A 20,360-nucleotide genomic window follows, 5' to 3' on the forward strand; every position below is an offset into this window, starting at 1 on the left:
GCAGAACAATTTATATTAATCGTATCAAAGGAATAGTTTGCCCACAAATGAAAGAAATATTAATTTCTCTAACTAAAATAACACTTCTTTATTGCATACGATTATATTCCTGTCATAGAGAAAGCACTTTGCTCTAAATTCAAAAGAAAAGAAAGAAGTACATGTACTTCTTTCTTACTCATTTTATTATCCTATCATTTCACTTTCTACGAAACAATTTTTTCATACGAGAGTAAACCATCAATAATAACTTGATTTAATTTCGCCAAAGATTCCTTATCCATCTTCCCATCTTTTACTGTTTGTACAGCTACCGACGTATACATATACAGTTTCTTTGCTTCTTCTTGTTTCATACTTTTCCCTTCTTTTTCAACCTTTTTCCATTCTTTTTCAATTACTTCTATATCTTTTGCGCTGCTTTTTCCACCAACTTGTACGCTAGAAGCATATTTTGCTAAATGAGTGTATAATGGCTGCACTTTTGTTAAAAATGTTCCTACTTCTTTATCATCTTTCAACAATGCTTTATCTGTTATATCCCAGTTCTTTTTTAAAACGGAGACACCATCATTTTTATACTTAGTCATTAATTGATTTATAGACTGTTCATCGCTAGCAATACCAACAACTATTGCATACTTATCACCGCTCGGTCTCAAAGCACCAATGCCCCCATTGCCTTTCCATTCTTCAAGAGCTGCCTGTCCCTTTTCTTCAGAAGAATAAAGCCCCCCTTGAACAAAAAATAATTTCATTGGATCCAATGACGTTCCTGCTTGTGCTTTTTGTTTTTCTTCTTTCGGTGCTGGTGTTTGTTCTGCCGTTCCACCCACCTTTGATTCTCCATTTCCAGTCGGCCTTGAAGCTGTCACTTCACTTCCTCCTGTCGTTCCTTGTCCAGTAAGTAAATGAAGCATCCCCATTCCAAACGCCGTACCGATAATGATTGCAGTTGCAACGATTACAATTAATGTATTACTCCACTTCTTTCGGTATTTTTCCACAGACATTGATTTCGCTTTTTGAAACGGAACAACATTTTTCGGTCGTTCACTTTCTACTACCATCCATTCAAATTCATCTTTCTTTTTTTCCTCATACTTCGCTTCTGTTCCATTCACTTTCACTGAGATCGTTCGTGATTGCTTGTCCATACACTCACACCTCACCTCTTATCGTTGTCCGCATCATATCATATTCATTTCATAAAAAAACGAGATATTTGTCAGAGGAATTCGCCAAATAACCCTATATATTTATCTTATATGTATGCATTTGACTTCATTTGTAGAACAAAAAAACTAGATAGCAAAGACTATCTAGTTTTTCTCGCAAATATATTTTCGTACTTCAGAAATGAAATAAAGAGAACCTGTTATGATAAAAACATCATTTTCTGCTATCATTTCAACTTTTGTATCAATTGCCTCTTTCCAATTTTCAAAAACTAATTTTGATTCTTTCTGTGAATATGATGCAAGCTTATCAGCAGAAATAGCACGATCAAAGGCGAATGTTGTAAAAATAATTTCATCTGCAATGGTTTCTAATTGGCCTACCATGTTATGTAATTGTTTATCACCAAGGGCAGTAAATAACACTATTACATTTTTATCTTTGTAATGCGCTTCTACTGTTTTCACAAGGCTTTCGATACCTTCTGGATTATGAGCACCATCTATAATAATATCTGGATTACTTTGCAGTTTTTCAAAGCGCCCCACCCAATACGCTTCCTGGTATCCAGTTCTTATTTCTTCTTCCTCAATTAAAAATGATAAGTATGTTTTTACATACATGACTGCCATAAGCGCAAGTGCTGCGTTTCCTACTTGGTGGCTGCCTTTCATTGTGATTCGCACATCTTCAAAAGAGGCGAAAGGACAAGTGAAATCGAACTGTTCTCCATCTTCACTAGACTGTTTATGTAATGCTGTAAAATGGTTGCCCATCTCGTATAAGTTTGCATGATTTTCCTTTGCAACATTTTGAATGACTTGCAAAGCTTCTTCATCTTGTACACCAGTAATTACCGGCACGCCAGACTTAATAATCCCCGCCTTTTCATATGCAATTTCTCCTAGTGTATTTCCTAAAATATGCATATGATCGTGACCGATATTCGTAATAATCGTGAGAACAGGGTGTATAACATTGGTAGAATCAAAACGTCCACCAAGCCCTGTTTCAAATAAAACAACATCACAGAAATTGAATTTGCCGAAATAGCAAATCGCCATAACAGTAATAATTTCAAACTCTGTCGCTTCCCCTAAATCCGTTTCATCTAGTTTTTCCACGACTGGTTTTACCAGCTTTACAAGTTCAGTAATCTCTTCGTCTGCAATTGGTGTTCCATTCACACTAATGCGTTCATTAAATGATTCGATGTAAGGAGAGGTAAACGTTCCTACCTTATATTTCGCGCCTTCTAACATGTAACGCATATATGTTAACGTTGAACCTTTTCCATTTGTACCAGCAAGATGAACACATTTTATATGACGCTCTGGATTTCCGAGCTCTTCTAGCATCCAATTCATTCTTTCTAATCCTGGTTTAATACCAAATTTCAATCGGCTATGAATCCACCCTATCGCTTCTTCGTATGTATGTATCACGTATGCTTTTCCCCTTTCAAAAGACAACTTTCATAGTTCTATTATACGCAAAGAAAAGAGACTCACCAATATAGTGAGTCTCTAAAAATATTTTTACTTTTCAAGATCTGCTAGACGTTGACGAACTGCTTCGCGTTTTTCTAGGTAATCTTGCTCTTTCGCACGCTCTCCTTCAATAACCGCTGCAGGAGCTTTCGCTACGAAACCTTGGTTAGAAAGTTTCTTCTGTACACGTTCTACTTCTTTATCGAACTTCTCAAGTTCTTTCTCAAGACGAGCTCTCTCTTCATCAAGATTGATAAGATCAGCTAACGGTAAGAATAACTCTGCACCTGATACGATTGCAGTCATTGCTTTTTCTGGCGCTTGTAAGTCCGTTTGAATTGTTAATTCGCTTGGGTTACAGAAACGCTCAATGTAAGAGCTATTTTTCGTAAGTTGAGCAAGTACAGCCTCATCTTTTGCTTTAATTTGCATTTGAACTTTTTTGCTCATTGGCGTATTTACTTCTGCACGGATGTTACGAACAGAGCGAATGATATCAACTAGAAGGTGCATTTCTGCCGCAGCCTCCGTATCTTGTAAATCTTCGCGAACTGTTGGCCACGCAGCTACTGTAATAGACTCGCCTTCATGCGGTAAATGTTGCCAAATTTTCTCTGTTACGAATGGCATGAATGGGTGTAATAGACGCATTGTTTGATCTAATACGTAAGCTAAAATAGAACGAGTTGTTTTCTTAGCTGCTTCATCTTCACCGTATAGTGGAAGTTTCGCCATTTCAATATACCAATCACAGAAATCGTCCCAAATGAAGTTGTATAATGAACGACCAGCTTCACCGAACTCATATTTATCCATGTTACGTGTTACGCTTTCGATTGTTTCGTTTAAGCGAGTTAAGATCCACTTATCCGCAACTGATTTTTCACCAGTTAAATCGATTTCTTCATACTTCATATCATCCATGTTCATTAATACGAAACGTGATGCGTTCCAAATTTTATTAATGAAGTTCCAAGTAGATTCTACTTTTTCCATGCTGAAACGTAAATCTTGACCTGGTGCACTTCCTGTTGATAAGAAGAAACGCATTGCATCTGCACCGTACTTCTCGATAACATCCATTGGATCAATACCGTTACCAAGAGATTTACTCATTTTACGACCTTGCTCGTCACGAACTAAACCGTGAATTAATACATCTTTAAATGGACGCTCGCCTGTAAACTCTAAACCTTGGAAAATCATACGAGATACCCAGAAGAAGATGATATCATAACCCGTTACTAGTGCATCTGTTGAATAGTAACGTTTGAAGTCTGCTGAATCTTCATTTGGCCAACCAAGTGTGGAGAATGGCCATAATGCTGAACTGAACCATGTATCAAGTACATCGTTATCTTGATTCCAGTTTTCAATATCTGCTGGTGCTTCTGTACCTACGTATACTTCACCAGTTTCTTTATGGTACCAAGCTGGAATACGGTGTCCCCACCATAATTGACGAGAAATACACCAGTCATGAATATTTTCCATCCAACGTAAATATGTGTTTTCAAAACGCTCTGGTACGAACGTTACTTTTTCTTCTTCTTTTTGTTGAAGCGCTACTGCTTTTTCAGCAAGTGGAGCCATTTTTACGAACCACTGTGTTGATAAATAAGGCTCAACAACCGCACCGCTACGCTCACTATGACCTACTGAATGCATATGTGGCTCGATTTCTACTAATACGCCAGCTTCTTGTAAGTCTTTTACTAATTCTTTACGGCATTCGAAACGATCCATACCGTTATACTTACCAGCTTTTTCGTTCATCGATCCATCTTCGTTCATTACTAAGATGCGTGGTAAGTCATGACGGTTACCTACTTCAAAGTCATTCGGGTCATGAGCTGGTGTAATTTTTACAACGCCCGTTCCGAAATCTTTTTCTACGTACTCATCAGCAATAATCGGAATCTCACGGCCTACGATTGGAAGTGTAACTGTTTTTCCGATTAAATGTTTGTAACGATCGTCTTCTGGATGAACTGCTACTGCTGTATCACCAAGCATCGTTTCTGGACGAGTAGTAGCAAGACGAATGTGACCAGAACCATCTGTTAACGGATAGTTCATATGGTAGAATGCACCTTGAACTTCTTTATGAATTACTTCAATATCAGAAAGAGCTGTACGTGTTGCTGGATCCCAGTTGATGATATATTCACCACGGTAAATTAAGCCTTTTTCGTATAATTGAACGAATACTTTATTAACCGCATCTGATAAACCTTTGTCTAATGTGAAGCGTTCACGAGAATAGTCTAGTCCTAAACCAACTTTCCCCCATTGTTGACGAATGTGAGAAGCGTACTCTTCTTTCCACTCCCAAGCTTTTTCAAGGAATTTTTCACGGCCAAGATCGTAACGTGAAATACCTTCTTCACGAAGTTTTCCTTCTACTTTCGCTTGTGTTGCGATACCAGCATGGTCCATTCCTGGAAGCCATAGTACATCGTATCCTTGCATACGCTTCGTACGAGTTAAAATATCTTGAAGAGTTGTATCCCAAGCATGACCTAAGTGTAACTTACCAGTTACGTTCGGAGGTGGAATTACAATTGTATACGGTTGTTTCTTCTCGTCTCCTGTTGCTTCAAAATATTTGCCTTCAAGCCACCATTGATAAAGGCCTTCTTCAACGGACATATGATCATATTTAGTTGGTAAATTCTTTTCCGTGTTTGACATTATTTTCCCTCCTTAAAATAAAAAATGTCCCTCATCCAAAAAGGACGAGGGACATCGCGGTACCACCTTTATTTACAAACAAATTCATAATTTGCTTATACTCTTAATTTGATAACGGACAAATCCGTCTTTTCCTAATAAGAACTATTCCGTTCAGAAAAGATGCTCCAGGGCTACCTTCTAACATAACTATCTAGAGAATCTCCCAGCTAATGATTCTCCTCTCTGAAGACGTTTCATGTTATACTCTTCCCCTTCAAGGCATTTATATGATTGTTAATTATTATATACAATAGTGTAAAAAACGAAACCTTATTCGTCAAGATAAATTTAAAACTACAGCTTTTGGTGCCAAAAAGAAGATAAGTAGAATCCTCTACTTCTCTTCTTTACCCCGCTATTTGTGGGCAGTAAGACCTCCACCTCAAAACTCAGCTGAAGCAAAGAAGTTAGAAGGGAGCCCTGGTGCCCGTAAACGCCCAATTAGTGAAGGCTAATCATCAGCGGGGAATGTTTACTTTATCCGTTCCCTTGCTGGGCAGCTTGTAATTGTGACAGGAAATATTCTATATTGCTAACGAGCCAATGCGATTGTTGCAAACTCTTTACTCCGCGCAGTTCATTTTCCTCGTTACGATTATCTCTTCTTTTCTTATAAGACTGGATTTGCCGAATAAATTGCGATGGATACGTCATATACGCAAACATAAGTAGTTGCTCTTCTTTCGTAAAAGGGAAATTTTTTTGATACATTTGAAACCATTCAAACCGATCACTTCTTGCGATTGGATATGTGTTTAAAGACCGTGAATAAAAACCTACTATATCTTGCACAGGCGTTGCAAACTTCGATTTTTCTAAACTAATAAAATAGCCATTCCGTTCATAGTCAAATAAAAAATGATTCAGTGACACATTACCATGCACAAAAGTAATACGCGTTTTCTCCTTTTCTTTCATCGCATCGTTCCACTCATTTAATTGCTTCGTTGCAAATTCACGCGCTCTCATTACATGATGATAGTACGTACAATATTGCAATTCAAACGGGGACATATACCATTTTGATTCAGATTCTACGAGAAACTCTTCTAACATCTCACCATCATTTTCCCAACGATCGGATATACTTGTATAATGTTTTTCTAAATCTTCTTCCGTATACGTTTCTTCCTTCACAGTTTTTTGATGCAACGTTCCAAGTGTCTGAAACATTTTATGGTATTGATCATTGTCCTCACCGTTTCCTTCTGCACGTTCTAACCAAGGCATTAAATAATAATTATACGTCCCGTCACTTAAAATATAACTTCCATCCGTCGCATGATATATAGGTACATAATTTGAAAAACCTTTCTCCTTCAAATATTGAATATGATGCAGAAAGTTATTCCGCTCTAACTTTCTGCCTTCTATTTTCTTGAGTGCATATGGACCTTGATTCGTATAAATTTTCATTACATTTCCGTGCTCTTCCATATGCTGCGTATCCAATCTATATTGCCTCACGATAGGTTCATAGTGATTTCGCAACTCAATATCCATACGAATAACCCTTTCTATTCAAAACATAGCCTCTAAGAAAGGAAGTGAGTGAAAACACTCACTTCCTTATTTCGCCTTTACCCTTGAAACGGGAATATAAATAATTTGCCCCGTATTTAAAAATATATCTTCTGTTTGATTGACACGGTATAAATTTTGTACAGACGTTTCATAACGGTCTGCAATAGATTCAATTGTATCCCCTTCTTGCACGAAATACATTCTTAACTTTGTAAATTCTTCTTCCGGTTCTTTCGTAAATAGTTTTGTTAAATAAAGCGCATTTTCATCTCGCTGTGAGTACTCTTCTTCTTGTTCTTCCTGCTTTTTCGCTTTTTCTTTCTTGAAATCTTTTCGTCCGAACAGTTCAAATTGCGGCGTTGTTTCTTGCTCCTCTTCACGTTCCACAAATTCATGTTCTTCTATTTTCTCTTCTTCTAATTCCTGCTCTTTTCTTTCCTCTAATTGGAACGGTTCAAATGCGTAATCTTCCCACTCATCTGATTCCTTATATGCTGGTTCTTCTACATGCGGCGCCGGTCTATTTTCATCCTCTTGCGCTGAATCTTCTTCTAACTCAGCATACACCGTTTCTTCCTCTTCAACTTCATCCTCGCTTCTCTCTTCATCACACAAACCGGTAATAGATATATCCGCTAATAATTGTAAGCAACCATTTTCCTTTAATTCATAATCAAATTCCTCGATTGATACATATAGCTCTTCAATTACTTTCACTCGATTTCTCGGAATTGATATTTCAAGTGGAAAGGAATGAACAAGTTCATTAACCCCATCTTCTCTTGTTTCTACATAATCAATTGACTTTGCTGGCGATAGTTCTCTTAATGAATACGCGGAATCATCTTTTCGTGCAACATACTCTCCCGTTAAATCTAATTGTCCTCTCACGATTACTTCATGATCAAGCTCTTCTATCTCAACGTCTGGATCTAACGAAATTGACAAAAGTTCTTCGACTTCCTGTCCTTTTTGGAACCACACAGATTCTTTTAATGAAAATCGTAATGAATGATCTGCAGCCACTTCTTTTCCCCCTCCCAAACTATATGTCATTACAGATTTATGTGTGGGAAGCTTACTTTATGAATAAAAAAAATCGCTCCCCTTATGGAGAGCGATTTTCTCTAATACACTACGCTTTTAATTTTGACATTGCAATTTCAGCTGCTGCAATCGTTGCTTCAATATCTGCATCACTATGTGCTGTCGATAAGAATAAACCTTCGAATTGAGATGGTGGTAAGAATACACCTTGTTCTACCATTTCACGATAGTAAGCCGCAAAGAATTCTAAGTTTGAAGATTTTGCTGCATCGTAATTAATAACGGGTTCATCTGTAAAGAAAATACCAATCATAGAGCCTGCACGGTTAATATGATGCGGAATGCCATGTTTTTCAGCTGCTTTACGTAATCCAGCTTCTAACATTTCAGCTTTACGCTCAAATTCTACATATGATTCTGGCGTCAACTGTACTAACGTTTCATAACCTGCCGCCATTGCAAGTGGATTACCTGATAAAGTACCAGCTTGGTAAATCGGTCCGCTTGGCGCAACTTGGCGCATAATTTCCGCTTTACCACCGTATGCTCCTACCGGTAAACCACCACCGATTACTTTACCTAGGCATGTTAAATCAGGCGTTACGCCATAATAACCTTGGCCACAATTATAAGCTACTCGGAACCCTGTCATTACTTCATCAAAAATAAGCAATGCACCGTTTTGTTCTGTTACTTCACGAAGACCTTCTAAAAATCCAGGCTGCGGAGGAACAACCCCCATATTTCCTGCTACTGGTTCTACAATTACACAAGCAATATCATCACCGAATTGTTCAAACGCGTATTTTACGCTTTCTAAATCGTTATACGCTACTGTAATCGTATTTTTCGCTACACCTTCTGGTACACCAGGACTATCTGGTAAACCTAAAGTCGCCACACCAGAACCAGCTTTAATTAATAACGAATCACCATGACCGTGGTAACAACCAATAAATTTCAAGATTTTATTACGACCTGTATAACCACGAGCTAAACGTAGTGCACTCATTGTTGCTTCCGTTCCAGAGTTAACCATACGCACAATCTCAATTGATGGCACGCGCTCAATAACAAGTTTTGCTAATTTATTTTCAATTTCTGTTGGTGCACCGAAGCTTGTACCTCTTTCAGCAACAGATTTTAACGCTTCTACAACACGATCATTTGCATGACCATGAATTAAAGGACCCCATGATAATACGTAGTCGATGTATTCATTCCCATCGATATCATATACTTTAGAGCCTTTTCCACGCTCCATAAACAACGGATTCATCCCAACAGACTTAAAGGCACGAACCGGGCTATTTACGCCACCAGGCATTAAGTCTTGCGCCTCTTCAAACGCTGCAATTGACTTATCAAACTTTTTCATTATTTAGCGCCTCCTTCTTGTAACCATCTTGCTGCATCTTTTGCATGATACGTAATAATTAAATCTGCCCCTGCACGTTTCATACTAATTAATTTTTCAAGAACAACTTCTTTTTCATTAATCCAACCATTTTGCGCTGCCGCTTTAATCATCGAATATTCACCACTTACATTATAAGCGACAACTGGTAAATTAAAGTTATTTTTCACATCACGAACGATATCTAAGTAAGAAAGAGCTGGTTTTACGATTAAGAAATCTGCACCTTCCATTACATCTGATTCTGCTTCACGGAATGCTTCCATACGGTTTGCCGGATCCATTTGATATGTTTTACGGTCACCAAATTGCGGTGCACCGTGCGCAGCATCACGGAATGGTCCATAAAATGCTGATGAATATTTCACAGCGTACGACATAACTGGCACGTGTCCAAAACCATTTTCGTCTAATGCATGACGAATTGCTGTTACGAAGCCGTCCATCATGTTTGATGGCGCAATAATATCCGCTCCCGCTTTCGCTTGACTTACAGCTGTTTTCGCAAGAACTGCAAGAGACTCGTCATTTAAAATAATCCCATCTTCAATTACACCGCAATGACCATGGCTTGTAAATTGACATAAACATGTATCTGCAACTACTACTAGCTCAGGGAAATCACCTTTAATTTGCTGAATAGCACGTTGTACAATTCCATGATCACAATATGCTGATGATCCAACTTCATCCTTTTCAGCAGGTAAACCAAATACAATAACAGAACGAATACCTAAATCAACAACTTCTTGCATTTCAGCTTGCAATAAATCTAAAGACATTTGATATACGCCCGGCATAGAAGGAACTTCATTACGAACATTTTCACCTTCTAATACAAAAATAGGGTAAATAAAATCTTCCGTATGTAAAAACGTTTCACGCACAAGTGCACGCATGCCCCCGCTTTGTCTTAAACGACGATGACGATTAAATTGTAAAGAGTTCATAGATTTCTATCCCCATTCTTTCATTTTATAGATTCACAAACATATTGTAGTAATGCTTCTACAGTGTACTCTTTCGGCACAATAACAGACGGAAAATAAAGACTTGCCTCTTTTTCCGTAATAGGTCCTATACAAGCAATTGTACATTTTTTTGTCCATTCTCTCCAGTTTGTACCCTCAAGTAAACGAACAAAACTAGTAACAGTTGAAGGGCTCGTAAATGTAATAATGTCTACTTTCCCTAACTTCAATGCTGCTATAAGTTCTTGCTTTTTTTCTATATTCACTTTCGTACCGTATACGATTAGCTCATCTAGAGAAACACCAATTTCCCGAAGTGCAACCGGAATTACCTCTCTTGCTAAATTCCCTTTCGGAAATAAAATACGTTCGTTTCCACTTAATTCTTTTAGAAACTCTTCTGCAAATGCTTCTGCAACAAATGAAGTCGGAACAAAATGAACTTGATAGCCCCTTTTTTCTAACTCTAATTTTGTTTTCACACCTACCGCAGCGATTCTAATGGTTAACGGTAGTTTCTTTTTTAAACTATCTAGAAAAAAAGCTACACCATTTCTGCTCGTAAAAATAACCCAGTCGTATGAATGTAGCTGCTCTTCAATATGTTGAATTTGCCTATGAGACATACCTTCCATACGCAAAAGCGGAATTTCCAATGGAATTCCGCTCTTTTCTTTCACTGCTACACTCATTTGTTTCGCTTGATGCTGGGCACGTGTAATCAATACCGTTTTTCCAGCGAGAGCGTTCATATTTATTGTTGCTCCTTATTTGCAGCAAGAATGAGTTCTTTGGCGCCTTGTTTAATTAAACGGTCCGCGGCCTCTAACCCTACTTCCTCAGGGTTAGTACCCACTACTGTCTCTTTTAATAAAACAGAGCCATCCATAGAGCCGACAAGAGCTGTTAATTCGATTGCATCGTTTTCTGTAAGGGTTGCATATCCAGCAATTGGAACTTGGCATCCACCTTCAAGTTTATGAAGAAATACTCGCTCCGCTGCCACTGTTCTTTCTGTTATCGTATCATTAATATGCGCTAACAACTGCAATAAATCCTTATCATCCTCACGACACTCAATCGCTAATGCACCTTGTCCTACAGCAGGTACACATAACGTATCATCTAAATGTTCTGTAATAACATCATTATCCCAGCCCATTCTTTGTAATCCAGCTGTCGCTAAAATAATCGCATCGTAATCTTCTTCTTTTAATTTACGTAAACGTGTATCGATATTCCCGCGAATCCACTTCACTTGTAAATCTGGTCTCGCAGCGAGTAGCTGTGCACTACGTCTTAAACTACTCGTACCTAAAATAGCACCTTCCGCTAACTCTTTAAACGATGCTCCATTTTTTGAGATAAAAGCATCACGAGGGTCAACACGCTTTGGTGTACAGCCAATCATTAAACCTTCTGGAAGTACGGCTGGCATATCTTTCATACTATGTACAGCCATATCGATTTCTTTCGTAAGTAACGCATGCTCAATTTCTTTAACGAACAAGCCTTTTCCGCCTACTTTTGAAAGAGTAACATCTAAAATAACATCACCTTTTGTGACAATTTCTTTCACTTCAAATTCATATGGTAGACCTAGGGCTTTTAACTGATCAATAAACCAGTTTGTTTGCGTTAATGCTAGTTTACTCTTTCGTGACCCTACAATAATTTTGCGCATAATTCTCTCTCCTCATTATAAATACCAAAAGTGGAAATTGGACAAACTGCTTAATAGAAAAATGTTTACTAGCATTACGAGAAACGATCCGATATTCCACTGTACAATTTTCTTACCTTGCAACACATCTGCCGCTCGTAAATATAAACCTGTGCAATACACAAATAGAACGACAAAAGATCCGATTACTTTCGTATCATACCAATGGAAATTATCCAATTTTGTATATCCCCATATACATCCTAATAAAATTGCTAGTAAGAAAAATGGAACAGAAAATAAATTTAATCCGTAAGACATAGATTCTAGCTTCGGTAAATTCCCTAACCTTCTTAATCTCGCATTCCATTTTTTCTTTTTTAATAGGCGATATTGCAATAAATACATAATAGAAAAAATGAACGATACAGTAAACGTTGCGTAAGAAATAATTGCCATACCGACATGCACGTATACAAGTTCTGAAACTAATTGTTCCGCAAGTACTGGCGACATCTTTCCGAGCGGTGTAAAAATAGAAAAAGCGCTTACGCCAAATGCTACAACATTTGTAAAAAAGACTAAAAAGTCAATTCTCATAAATCGATTAATAACTAACGACATCGTAATCAATAACCAAACATAAAAATAAATCCCTGATAATAAAGTTAAAATAGGATTCGTTTCTGAATCTGTAGCTCTAAGCAACATAAAAATAGACTGCAGGACCCATACAATCGCAAGTAACCAAAAAGCAAATCGGTTCGCCTTTCGGTTACTTTGGAAATAATCTATAAAATATAAACTAATGCTACAAGCATATAAAATAATTGCAATATGATAAATAATACTGTTATTAAAAAAACTCATCCGATCATCCTTCCAAATTATAAAGATGGAACGGATGGTGTCCACACTCTTTTATGTTCTACTTCTTCCGCACGACTCTCTACTTCTTCCGTTTCTAAATCAAAAATCTTTGCAAATAACGCTAATTTTTCGCTCGCTCCCTCTTCAGCAGCTATTTCTTTCGCTACTAAAATTGGGTCTTTTAATAATTGATTAATAATACTTTTCGTATGCTTACTAATAACTTTTTTCTCACGATCACTAAGGTTTGGTATTTTTCGCTCTAGGCTTACCATCGTTTCACTTTGGATTGCAAGTGCCTTATCACGAAGAGCTGATATTAATGGAACAACACCAAGTGTACTTAACCACGTTTTAAATAGAACAATTTCCTCTTCAATCATAAATTGAATTTTCTCTGCCTCTTTCAAACGCTCAGCACGGTTTGCCTCCACTACTCCTTGTAAATCATCAATATCATACAAGAAAGAACCTTCTAGCTCATCAATCGCTGGATCAATATCACGCGGCACTGCAATGTCAACCATAAATAATGGACGACCAGAGCGCATTTTCTCCACCTTTGTCATCATCTCTTTCGTAATGACATACTCAGATGCACCAGTTGAACTAATTAAAATATCTGCTTCTAATAATGCACATTGTAATTCGCTTAACGATTTTGCATGTCCCATATATTTCTCAGCCATTACTTCTGCTTTCGAAAGCGTCCTATTCATAACTGTTACTTTACGAGCACCACTTCCATATAAGTTTTGTAGTGCAAGTTCGCCCATTTTACCAGCACCAAGAATAAGCACATGACAATCTGTTAACTCGCCAAATATTTTCTTTCCAAGCTCAACAGCAGCATAACTAACAGACATTGCACTTTCCCCGATTGTTGTTTCTGAGTGGGCACGTTTTGCTAATGTAATGACTTGCTTAAACAATTCATTAAAAATTGTGCCTGTTGCTTTAACTTGTTGCGCTTCTAAAAAGCTATCTTTTATTTGACCTAAAATCTGCGTTTCTCCGACTACCATTGAATCTAAACCGCACGTTACGCGGAATAAATGATCTATTGCGCCATCTTGTTCAAAAATAGTTAAATATGGCGCGACTTCTTCTATTTCAAGCTGAAACCAATCAGCTAAAAATTTCTTAATATAATACCGGCCCGTGTGTAATTGATCGACAACAGCATAAATCTCAGTGCGATTACAAGTTGACACAATGACATTCTCTAACACGCTCTTTTGATTTTGTAATGTAGTCATCGCTCGCTCTATTTCTGCTGCCTGAAATGTGAGTTTCTCACGAAATTCTACAGGGGCTGTTCGATAATTTACACTAACAACAAGAATATGCACGCAGCATGTGCCCCTTCACCCGTTTTATCACTTTATCTACTATCATAATACAACTTTCCTCTTATGAATCTGACAATCGGGGGAACAACCGATTATTTTTTAATTATTCCTCCGTATGTAATAAAGGAGATTCAGTAACACTAATAAAAAAATTTCTACTTTATAATGATTATAAATTAATAACTCTATTTGTACGTTACCAAAAAAAGCCCTCATAATCAAGTGATGGAAACTATTCCATATAAATTATAACATCATCTTCCCTATCTTCTTTCATCATGAAGGAAAATATGTATGATTGTTCCAAAATGTAACAAAGACTTTCTCAATAAAATGTATTTGACATTGCACTTCTTTTTCGTTATATTAGTTTTACAAAATTAAATTGTGCACAACTTAATTAGAAGGGAGTTATTTATGACAGAAGACTCTTTGCATCTAGATAACCAACTTTGTTTTTCTATTTACGCCTGCTCTAGAGAGGTTACTCGTTTTTATCGACCTTATTTAGAAGAAATGGGTATTACGTATCCCCAGTACATTACTTTACTCGTACTATGGGAGCAAGATGGACTAACAGTAAAAGAAATTGGAGAACGTCTATTTTTAGATTCTGGTACGTTAACACCTATGTTAAAACGTATGGAATCATTAAAACTTGTAAAACGTGTTCGTTCCAAAGAAGACGAGCGAAAAGTTTGTATTGAATTAACAGAACAGGGCAAAGATTTAAAGGAAAAGGCTTGTTCATTACCGACAACGATGGCTACAAACTTAGGAATTACAGAGCAAGAATATCGCTCTTTATTAATTCAACTAAATAAACTGATTGACACAATGAAAACAATTAATGATGGAAAAGGGGAATAAATATGGATAAATTATATACTGCTTCAGTAACAGCAACAGGTGGAAGAAATGGGAAAGTAGTTTCAGATGATGGCATATTAAATCTTGATGTAAAAATGCCGAAAGCACTAGGTGGTGCAGGCGGAGAAGCAACAAATCCAGAACAACTATTTGCAGCTGGTTATGCAGCTTGTTTCGATAGTGCATTACAACTTGTCATTCGTACAAAACGTGTGAAAGTAGAAAGTACAGAAGTAACTGCTCACGTTTCTATCGGAAAAGATACAGATGGTGGTTTCGGCCTATCTGCTGTACTTGATGTACATGTGGCTGGCGTTTCACATAGCGAAGCACAAGAACTTGTAGAAGCGGCTCACGGTGTATGTCCTTACTCGAAAGCAACACGAGGAAATATTGAAGTTACATTAAACGTACGCTAAAAAATTTAGCAAAACAAAAACGCGCGACATTCGTCACGCGTTTTTTGTTTTTGTAAATTTATGAATTGCTTTCCACGCTTCTTCTTTTCCAAGTCCTGTTTCAGAAGAGAATAGAACAATTTCATCGCCAATTTCAACAGCAAGCGTTTCTTTTACAACTTTTAAATGCTTTTGCCATTTCCCTTTCGGAATTTTATCGGCTTTCGTCGCAATAATAATTGTTGGGATTTCATAATGCTTTAAGAAATCATACATCATCACGTCATCACTTGTTGGTTGGTGACGTAAATCAACTACTAATACAGCTGCGTCTAATTGTTCACGCGTTGTAAAGTACGTTTCAATCATTTTCCCCCATGCAGCGCGCTCCGATTTAGATACTTTCGCATATCCATAACCTGGAACGTCAACAAAGTGCATCATCTCATTGATTAAGAAAAAGTTCAGCGTTTGCGTTTTTCCTGGTTTAGAAGAAATACGTACTAACTTTTTACGATTTAAAATTTTATTAATAAAGGAAGACTTCCCCACATTTGAACGACCTGCTAATGCAATTTCTGGTAAATCACTGTCTGGATATTGTTCTGGTTTAACAGCACTAATTACAATATCTGCTTTTGTTACTTTCATTGTTTCACTCCTACTAATGCGTGCTCCAATACTTCATCTAAATGAGATGCAAGCACAAACGTAAGGTTTTCTTTTACGCTCTCTGGAATATCATCTAAATCTTTCTCGTTTTCTGCTGGCAAAATAATTTTTGTTAAGCCTGCGCGGTGAGCACTTAATGTTTTTTCTTTTAAACCACCAATTGGTAATACACGACCACGAAGTGTAATTTCACCTGTCATACCGACTTCTTTACTTACAGGAATACCTGTTAGCGCAGAAATAAGTGCCGTTGCCATCGTAATACCTGCTGACGGTCCGTCTTTTGGAACTGCTCCTTCTGGAACGTGAATATGAATATCATTTTTCTCATGGAAATTCGGATCGATCTGAAGCTCTTCTGCACGAGAACGTATATAACTAAACGCAGCTTGTGCTGATTCTTTCATAACATCCCCAAGTTTCCCTGTTAAAATTAGTTTCCCTTTTCCTGGCGCTACAGAAACTTCAATGGCAAGTGTATCGCCGCCTGCTGCTGTGTAAGCTAGACCTGTTGCCATACCAACTTGGTCTGTTTTTTCAGCTTGCCCATAACGGAATATGTGTTTACCAAGTAAATCAACAATCTTTTTCTCTGTCACAACGATACGTTTACGTTCTGCTGTAACGATAATCTTCGCTACTTTACGGCAAACTTTTGCAATTTGGCGCTCTAGCGTACGAACACCAGCCTCACGTGTATAATAACGAATAATCTCAAGCAGCGCTTCATCACGCACTTGTAAATTACCTTTTCGTAAGCCATGTTCTTTTAATTGTTTCGGCAATAAATGCTCACGAGCAATGTGTACTTTTTCAAGTTCTGTATAGCCAGCAATCGAAATGATTTCCATACGGTCAAGTAATGGACCTGGAATACTTGAAAGTGTATTAGCAGTTGCTACAAACATAACTTTTGATAGATCATATGGTTCTTCAATGTAATGATCACTGAAGTTATGGTTTTGTTCTGGATCTAATACTTCAAGTAATGCCGCTGATGGATCTCCACGGAAATCGTTAGACATTTTATCAATCTCATCTAATAAGAAGACTGGATTAACTGTTTTCGCCTTTTTCATACCTTGAATAATGCGTCCTGGCATTGCTCCAACATATGTACGGCGGTGACCACGAATTTCAGATTCATCACGCACACCACCAAGAGATACACGGACGAAGTTACGATTCAATGATGTTGCAATTGAACGCGCTAACGAAGTTTTGCCGACCCCAGGAGGGCCTACTAAACAAAGGATAGGTCCTTTTAATGAATTCGTTAACTTCTGTACAGCTAAATATTCAAGTACACGCTCTTTCACTTTTTCAAGACCGTAATGATCGTTATTTAAAATCTCTTCCGAATGAGCAAGATCAATTATATCTTCTGTTGCCTCTGTCCACGGAAGCGCTAATAACCAATCAATATAATTGCGAATAACACCACTCTCCGCAGAACTTGCTGGTAACTTTTCATAACGATCTAATTCTTTCAGCGCAGCCTTCATTGTTTCTTCCGGCATTCCTGACTGTTCAATTTTCTCACGAAGTTCTTCTACTTCTCCGCCCTTGCCTTCTTTGTCGCCAAGTTCAGTTTGAATCGCCTTCATTTGCTCACGTAAGAAATATTCTTTTTGCGTGCGCTCCATGGAACGTTTCACTTTTTGCCCAATTTTCTTTTCTAGGCTAAGTAACTCTTGTTCATCTTGAATAATTGAAATAAGTGTTTGTAATCGTTCTTTTACAGATACAATCTCTAGAATCTCTTGTTTCTGCTTCGTTTTAATCGGCAAGTGAGAAGCAATTAGATCAGCTAATCTCCCTGGTTCTTCCACATCAGCTACCGTTGCAAATGTTTCATTTGAAACTTTTTTCGAAACTTTAATATATTGTTCGAAATGCTCCAGTAACGTACGCATAAGAGCTTTCTCTTCTAAATCATCTTCTACTTCTTCAGTTACCGTTTTAATCGACACTTGTACTACATTTTCTTCTTCGATAAACTCTATTACTTCTGCTCTATGTAAACCTTCCACAAGGACACGAAGCGTACCGTTCGGCAATTTTAACATTTGCTTCACTTTCGCCACCGTACCTACACTATATATGTCATCTTCTTTCGGATCATCGATATTCATTTCTTTTTGCATTGCTAAAAAGATGATATTTTCATCCATTGCCGCCTGCTCTAGTGCTTGTATCGATTTATCACGTCCTACATCAAGATGCAAAACCATCGTTGGATATACGAGAACGCCTCTTAATGGTAGGAGGGGCACGATTCTTTCGTTCGTATTCATACTAGACATAGCACCTCCATAATAAATTAAACTCCTGTTCAACTATTTTATATTACAATACACCTAGATGCAATTGCTGAGATTCCGCGCAATTGTAAATAGCTTGTTTTTCTACCTCACGAAAAGAAAAAAGACTCCGATTAAGCATACAAACTTAAACGAAGTCTGGCAAATTTTATTATTGTTTATTTTCACATAGATTGTGCATCAGTTTCGTCTACCTTAGTATGTACATCTAGCTCTCTATGCATATTTTCTTGCATAAACGTTAACTCAAATACTTCTTTTAACTTACGGACAGGAATAATTTCAATTCCCTTGATCGTATACAAAAATGGTTGCATATTTTCAGCAGGAATAATGACTTTCTTAGCTCCCGCTTTTTTCGCAGCTTTTATTTTTGCGTATACGCCACCAATAGGCTTTACTTCTCCGTGTATACTTATTTCCCCTGTCATCGCTACTTCATTATTTACATATGTGCGGTGTACCGCAGAATATACACCTGTTGCCATAGCGATTCCTGCAGAAGGGCCATCAATCGGGATACCACCTGGAAAATTAATATGTATATCATATCCTTCTGGCAACACATCTAAAGAACGAAGTACTGTTAATACATTATCAACAGAGCCTTTCGCCATACTTTTACGACGAATCGATTTCGTTTGACTACCAATACTTTCTTCTTCCACAATTCCGGTAACATTTACCGATCCTTTATCTTTCGCCTTGATTGCTGTTACTTCAATTTCTAATAACGCACCTGTATTTGGTCCGTATACAGCAAGACCATTTACAAGACCAATCCTTGGAATCGGATAAATGCGCTTTTCATATTTCGGTGTAAGCTGACTTGAGTGAACAACCCACTCTATATCTTCATCCTTAATGAAAGAACGTTCTTCATTTATCGCCATACCAGCAGAGATTTGCACGAGATTAATCGCTTCTCGTCCATTCCTTGCATACATCCCGATCATTTCAATACCATTTTCACCTATTTGCATTTCCACTTTTTCCGCGGCATTTTTCGCTACTTTTTGAATTTCTTCCGTATCTAATTCACGGAAAAATACTTCTAAGCAACGTGACCGAATAGCAGGAGGAATTTCCTCTGGCGAACGTGTCGTTGCTCCAACTAAGCGAAAATCTGCCGGTAAGCCTTTTTGGAAAATATCATGTATATATGTTGGGATCATCGTATTTTCTTCACTATAGTACGCACTTTCTAAAAATACTTTTCGATCTTCTAACACCTTTAACATTTTGTTCATTTGAATCGGATGGAGCTCGCCAATCTCATCAATAAACAAAATACCACCATGTGCATCTGTTACAGCACCTTTTTTCGGTTGCGGAATACCTGCTTGCCCCATCGCCCCAGCACCTTGATAAATCGGATCATGCACCGAACCTATTAAAGGGTCTGCGATACCACGTTCATCAAACCGAGCTGTTGTCGCATCAAGTTCAATAAATGTTGCATTCGTACGAAATGGAGATTTAGGATTTCGTTTCGCTTCTTCTAATACAAGACGTGCTGCCGCTGTTTTCCCAACACCTGGCGGGCCATATATGATTACATGTTGCGGATTCGGACCACAAAGAGCCGCTTTTAACGACTTAATTCCGTCCTCTTGCCCTACAATATCTAAAAAGGTTGTAGGACGCACCTTTTCTGCTAGCGGCTCTGTTAAAGAAATCTCACGCATTTTACGAAGCTGTTCTAATTCTTTTTTCGATTCTCGATCAATTGAAACTTTTTGTGTTCGTTGATTTCGAAGTAAATGCCAGAAATACAATCCGACAATTACACCAAAAACAAGTTGAACAACTAAAAATATATTTGTCCAGCTCATTATTTATTTCCT

16 protein-coding genes and 1 other annotated feature are annotated in these 20,360 nt (G+C 37.6%); of the genes, 2 read left to right on the plus strand and 14 right to left on the minus strand.

The genetic code is table 11. The features are described from left to right. Positions 1 to 206 precede the first annotated feature (206 nt). The 11 genes from BC_RS22280 to hemA all read right to left on the minus strand — a co-directional run bounded on the left by BC_RS22280 (position 207) and on the right by hemA (position 14,249). Positions 207 to 1,157: a stage II sporulation protein B gene (locus BC_RS22280; protein ID WP_000361009.1), complete on the minus strand. Its 951-nt coding sequence runs from the start codon at positions 1,155 to 1,157 to the stop codon at positions 207 to 209. A 165-nt stretch (positions 1,158 to 1,322) separates the two neighbouring features. Further along, complete coding sequence (locus BC_RS22285) at positions 1,323 to 2,624, minus strand: bifunctional folylpolyglutamate synthase/dihydrofolate synthase (protein ID WP_000582040.1); 1,302 nt, start codon at positions 2,622 to 2,624, stop codon at positions 1,323 to 1,325. A 93-nt stretch (positions 2,625 to 2,717) separates the two neighbouring features. Then, a complete protein-coding gene (locus BC_RS22290; RefSeq protein WP_000072244.1) occupies positions 2,718 to 5,363 on the minus strand; it encodes a valine--tRNA ligase in 2,646 nt (881 codons plus the stop codon). A gap of 37 nt (positions 5,364 to 5,400) precedes the next feature. Then, positions 5,401 to 5,632, minus strand: a binding site (T-box leader). Positions 5,633 to 5,882: 250 nt separating this feature from the next. Next, positions 5,883 to 6,908: a spore coat protein YsxE gene (ysxE, locus tag BC_RS22295; RefSeq protein ID WP_000350658.1), complete on the minus strand. Its 1,026-nt coding sequence runs from the start codon at positions 6,906 to 6,908 to the stop codon at positions 5,883 to 5,885. A 66-nt stretch (positions 6,909 to 6,974) separates the two neighbouring features. Beyond that, positions 6,975 to 7,985 carry a stage VI sporulation protein D gene (gene spoVID, locus BC_RS22300; protein ID WP_002195820.1) on the minus strand — a complete coding sequence of 337 codons (1,011 nt, stop codon included), beginning with the start codon at positions 7,983 to 7,985 and terminating at the stop codon, positions 6,975 to 6,977. A 79-nt stretch (positions 7,986 to 8,064) separates the two neighbouring features. Further along, positions 8,065 to 9,354, minus strand: a complete 1,290-nt coding sequence (hemL, locus tag BC_RS22305; RefSeq protein ID WP_000712943.1) for a glutamate-1-semialdehyde 2,1-aminomutase — start codon at positions 9,352 to 9,354, stop codon at positions 8,065 to 8,067. Then, positions 9,354 to 10,343, minus strand: a complete 990-nt coding sequence (gene hemB, locus BC_RS22310) for a porphobilinogen synthase (protein ID WP_001087065.1) — start codon at positions 10,341 to 10,343, stop codon at positions 9,354 to 9,356. The genes hemL and hemB overlap by 1 nt, the downstream gene beginning before the upstream one ends. A gap of 20 nt (positions 10,344 to 10,363) precedes the next feature. Next, complete coding sequence (gene hemD, locus BC_RS22315) at positions 10,364 to 11,116, minus strand: uroporphyrinogen-III synthase (RefSeq protein ID WP_000992353.1); 753 nt, start codon at positions 11,114 to 11,116, stop codon at positions 10,364 to 10,366. Between the two features lie 2 nt (positions 11,117 to 11,118). Beyond that, entirely contained in the window at positions 11,119 to 12,048 is a 930-nt protein-coding gene (gene hemC, locus BC_RS22320) for a hydroxymethylbilane synthase (RefSeq protein WP_001226407.1), read from the minus strand. A gap of 15 nt (positions 12,049 to 12,063) precedes the next feature. Then, the gene (locus BC_RS22325) at positions 12,064 to 12,897 is read right to left on the minus strand and encodes a cytochrome c biogenesis protein (protein WP_000007721.1); all 834 of its coding nucleotides are present in this window, start codon (positions 12,895 to 12,897) and stop codon (positions 12,064 to 12,066) included. A gap of 17 nt (positions 12,898 to 12,914) precedes the next feature. Then, the gene (gene hemA / locus BC_RS22330) at positions 12,915 to 14,249 is read right to left on the minus strand and encodes a glutamyl-tRNA reductase (protein ID WP_000547841.1); all 1,335 of its coding nucleotides are present in this window, start codon (positions 14,247 to 14,249) and stop codon (positions 12,915 to 12,917) included. Positions 14,250 to 14,666: 417 nt separating this feature from the next. Between hemA and BC_RS22335 the strand changes: the two genes are divergently transcribed. Next, the gene (locus BC_RS22335; RefSeq protein WP_000133916.1) at positions 14,667 to 15,119 is read left to right on the plus strand and encodes a MarR family winged helix-turn-helix transcriptional regulator; all 453 of its coding nucleotides are present in this window, start codon (positions 14,667 to 14,669) and stop codon (positions 15,117 to 15,119) included. A gap of 2 nt (positions 15,120 to 15,121) precedes the next feature. After that, positions 15,122 to 15,538 (plus strand): organic hydroperoxide resistance protein, encoded by a 417-nt coding sequence (locus BC_RS22340; RefSeq protein WP_000359781.1) that lies wholly within the window; start codon positions 15,122 to 15,124, stop codon positions 15,536 to 15,538. 33 nt (positions 15,539 to 15,571) lie between these two features. Here BC_RS22340 and ysxC read toward each other — a convergent pair whose 3' ends face one another. The 3 genes from ysxC to lonB form a co-directional block, all read right to left on the minus strand. Continuing rightward, on the minus strand, positions 15,572 to 16,168 hold the full coding sequence (gene ysxC, locus BC_RS22345; RefSeq protein ID WP_000869116.1) for a ribosome biogenesis GTP-binding protein YsxC: 597 nt from the start codon (positions 16,166 to 16,168) through the stop codon (positions 15,572 to 15,574). Next, positions 16,165 to 18,495 carry an endopeptidase La gene (gene lon / locus BC_RS22350; protein ID WP_000097289.1) on the minus strand — a complete coding sequence of 777 codons (2,331 nt, stop codon included), beginning with the start codon at positions 18,493 to 18,495 and terminating at the stop codon, positions 16,165 to 16,167. The genes ysxC and lon overlap by 4 nt, the downstream gene beginning before the upstream one ends. Positions 18,496 to 18,677: 182 nt before the next feature. Beyond that, positions 18,678 to 20,348: an ATP-dependent protease LonB gene (gene lonB / locus BC_RS22355; protein WP_000119176.1), complete on the minus strand. Its 1,671-nt coding sequence runs from the start codon at positions 20,346 to 20,348 to the stop codon at positions 18,678 to 18,680. Positions 20,349 to 20,360: the final 12 nt, after the last annotated feature.

It is taken from the genome of Bacillus cereus ATCC 14579 (genome assembly GCF_000007825.1).
GTDB lineage: Bacteria > Bacillota > Bacilli > Bacillales > Bacillaceae_G > Bacillus_A > Bacillus_A cereus.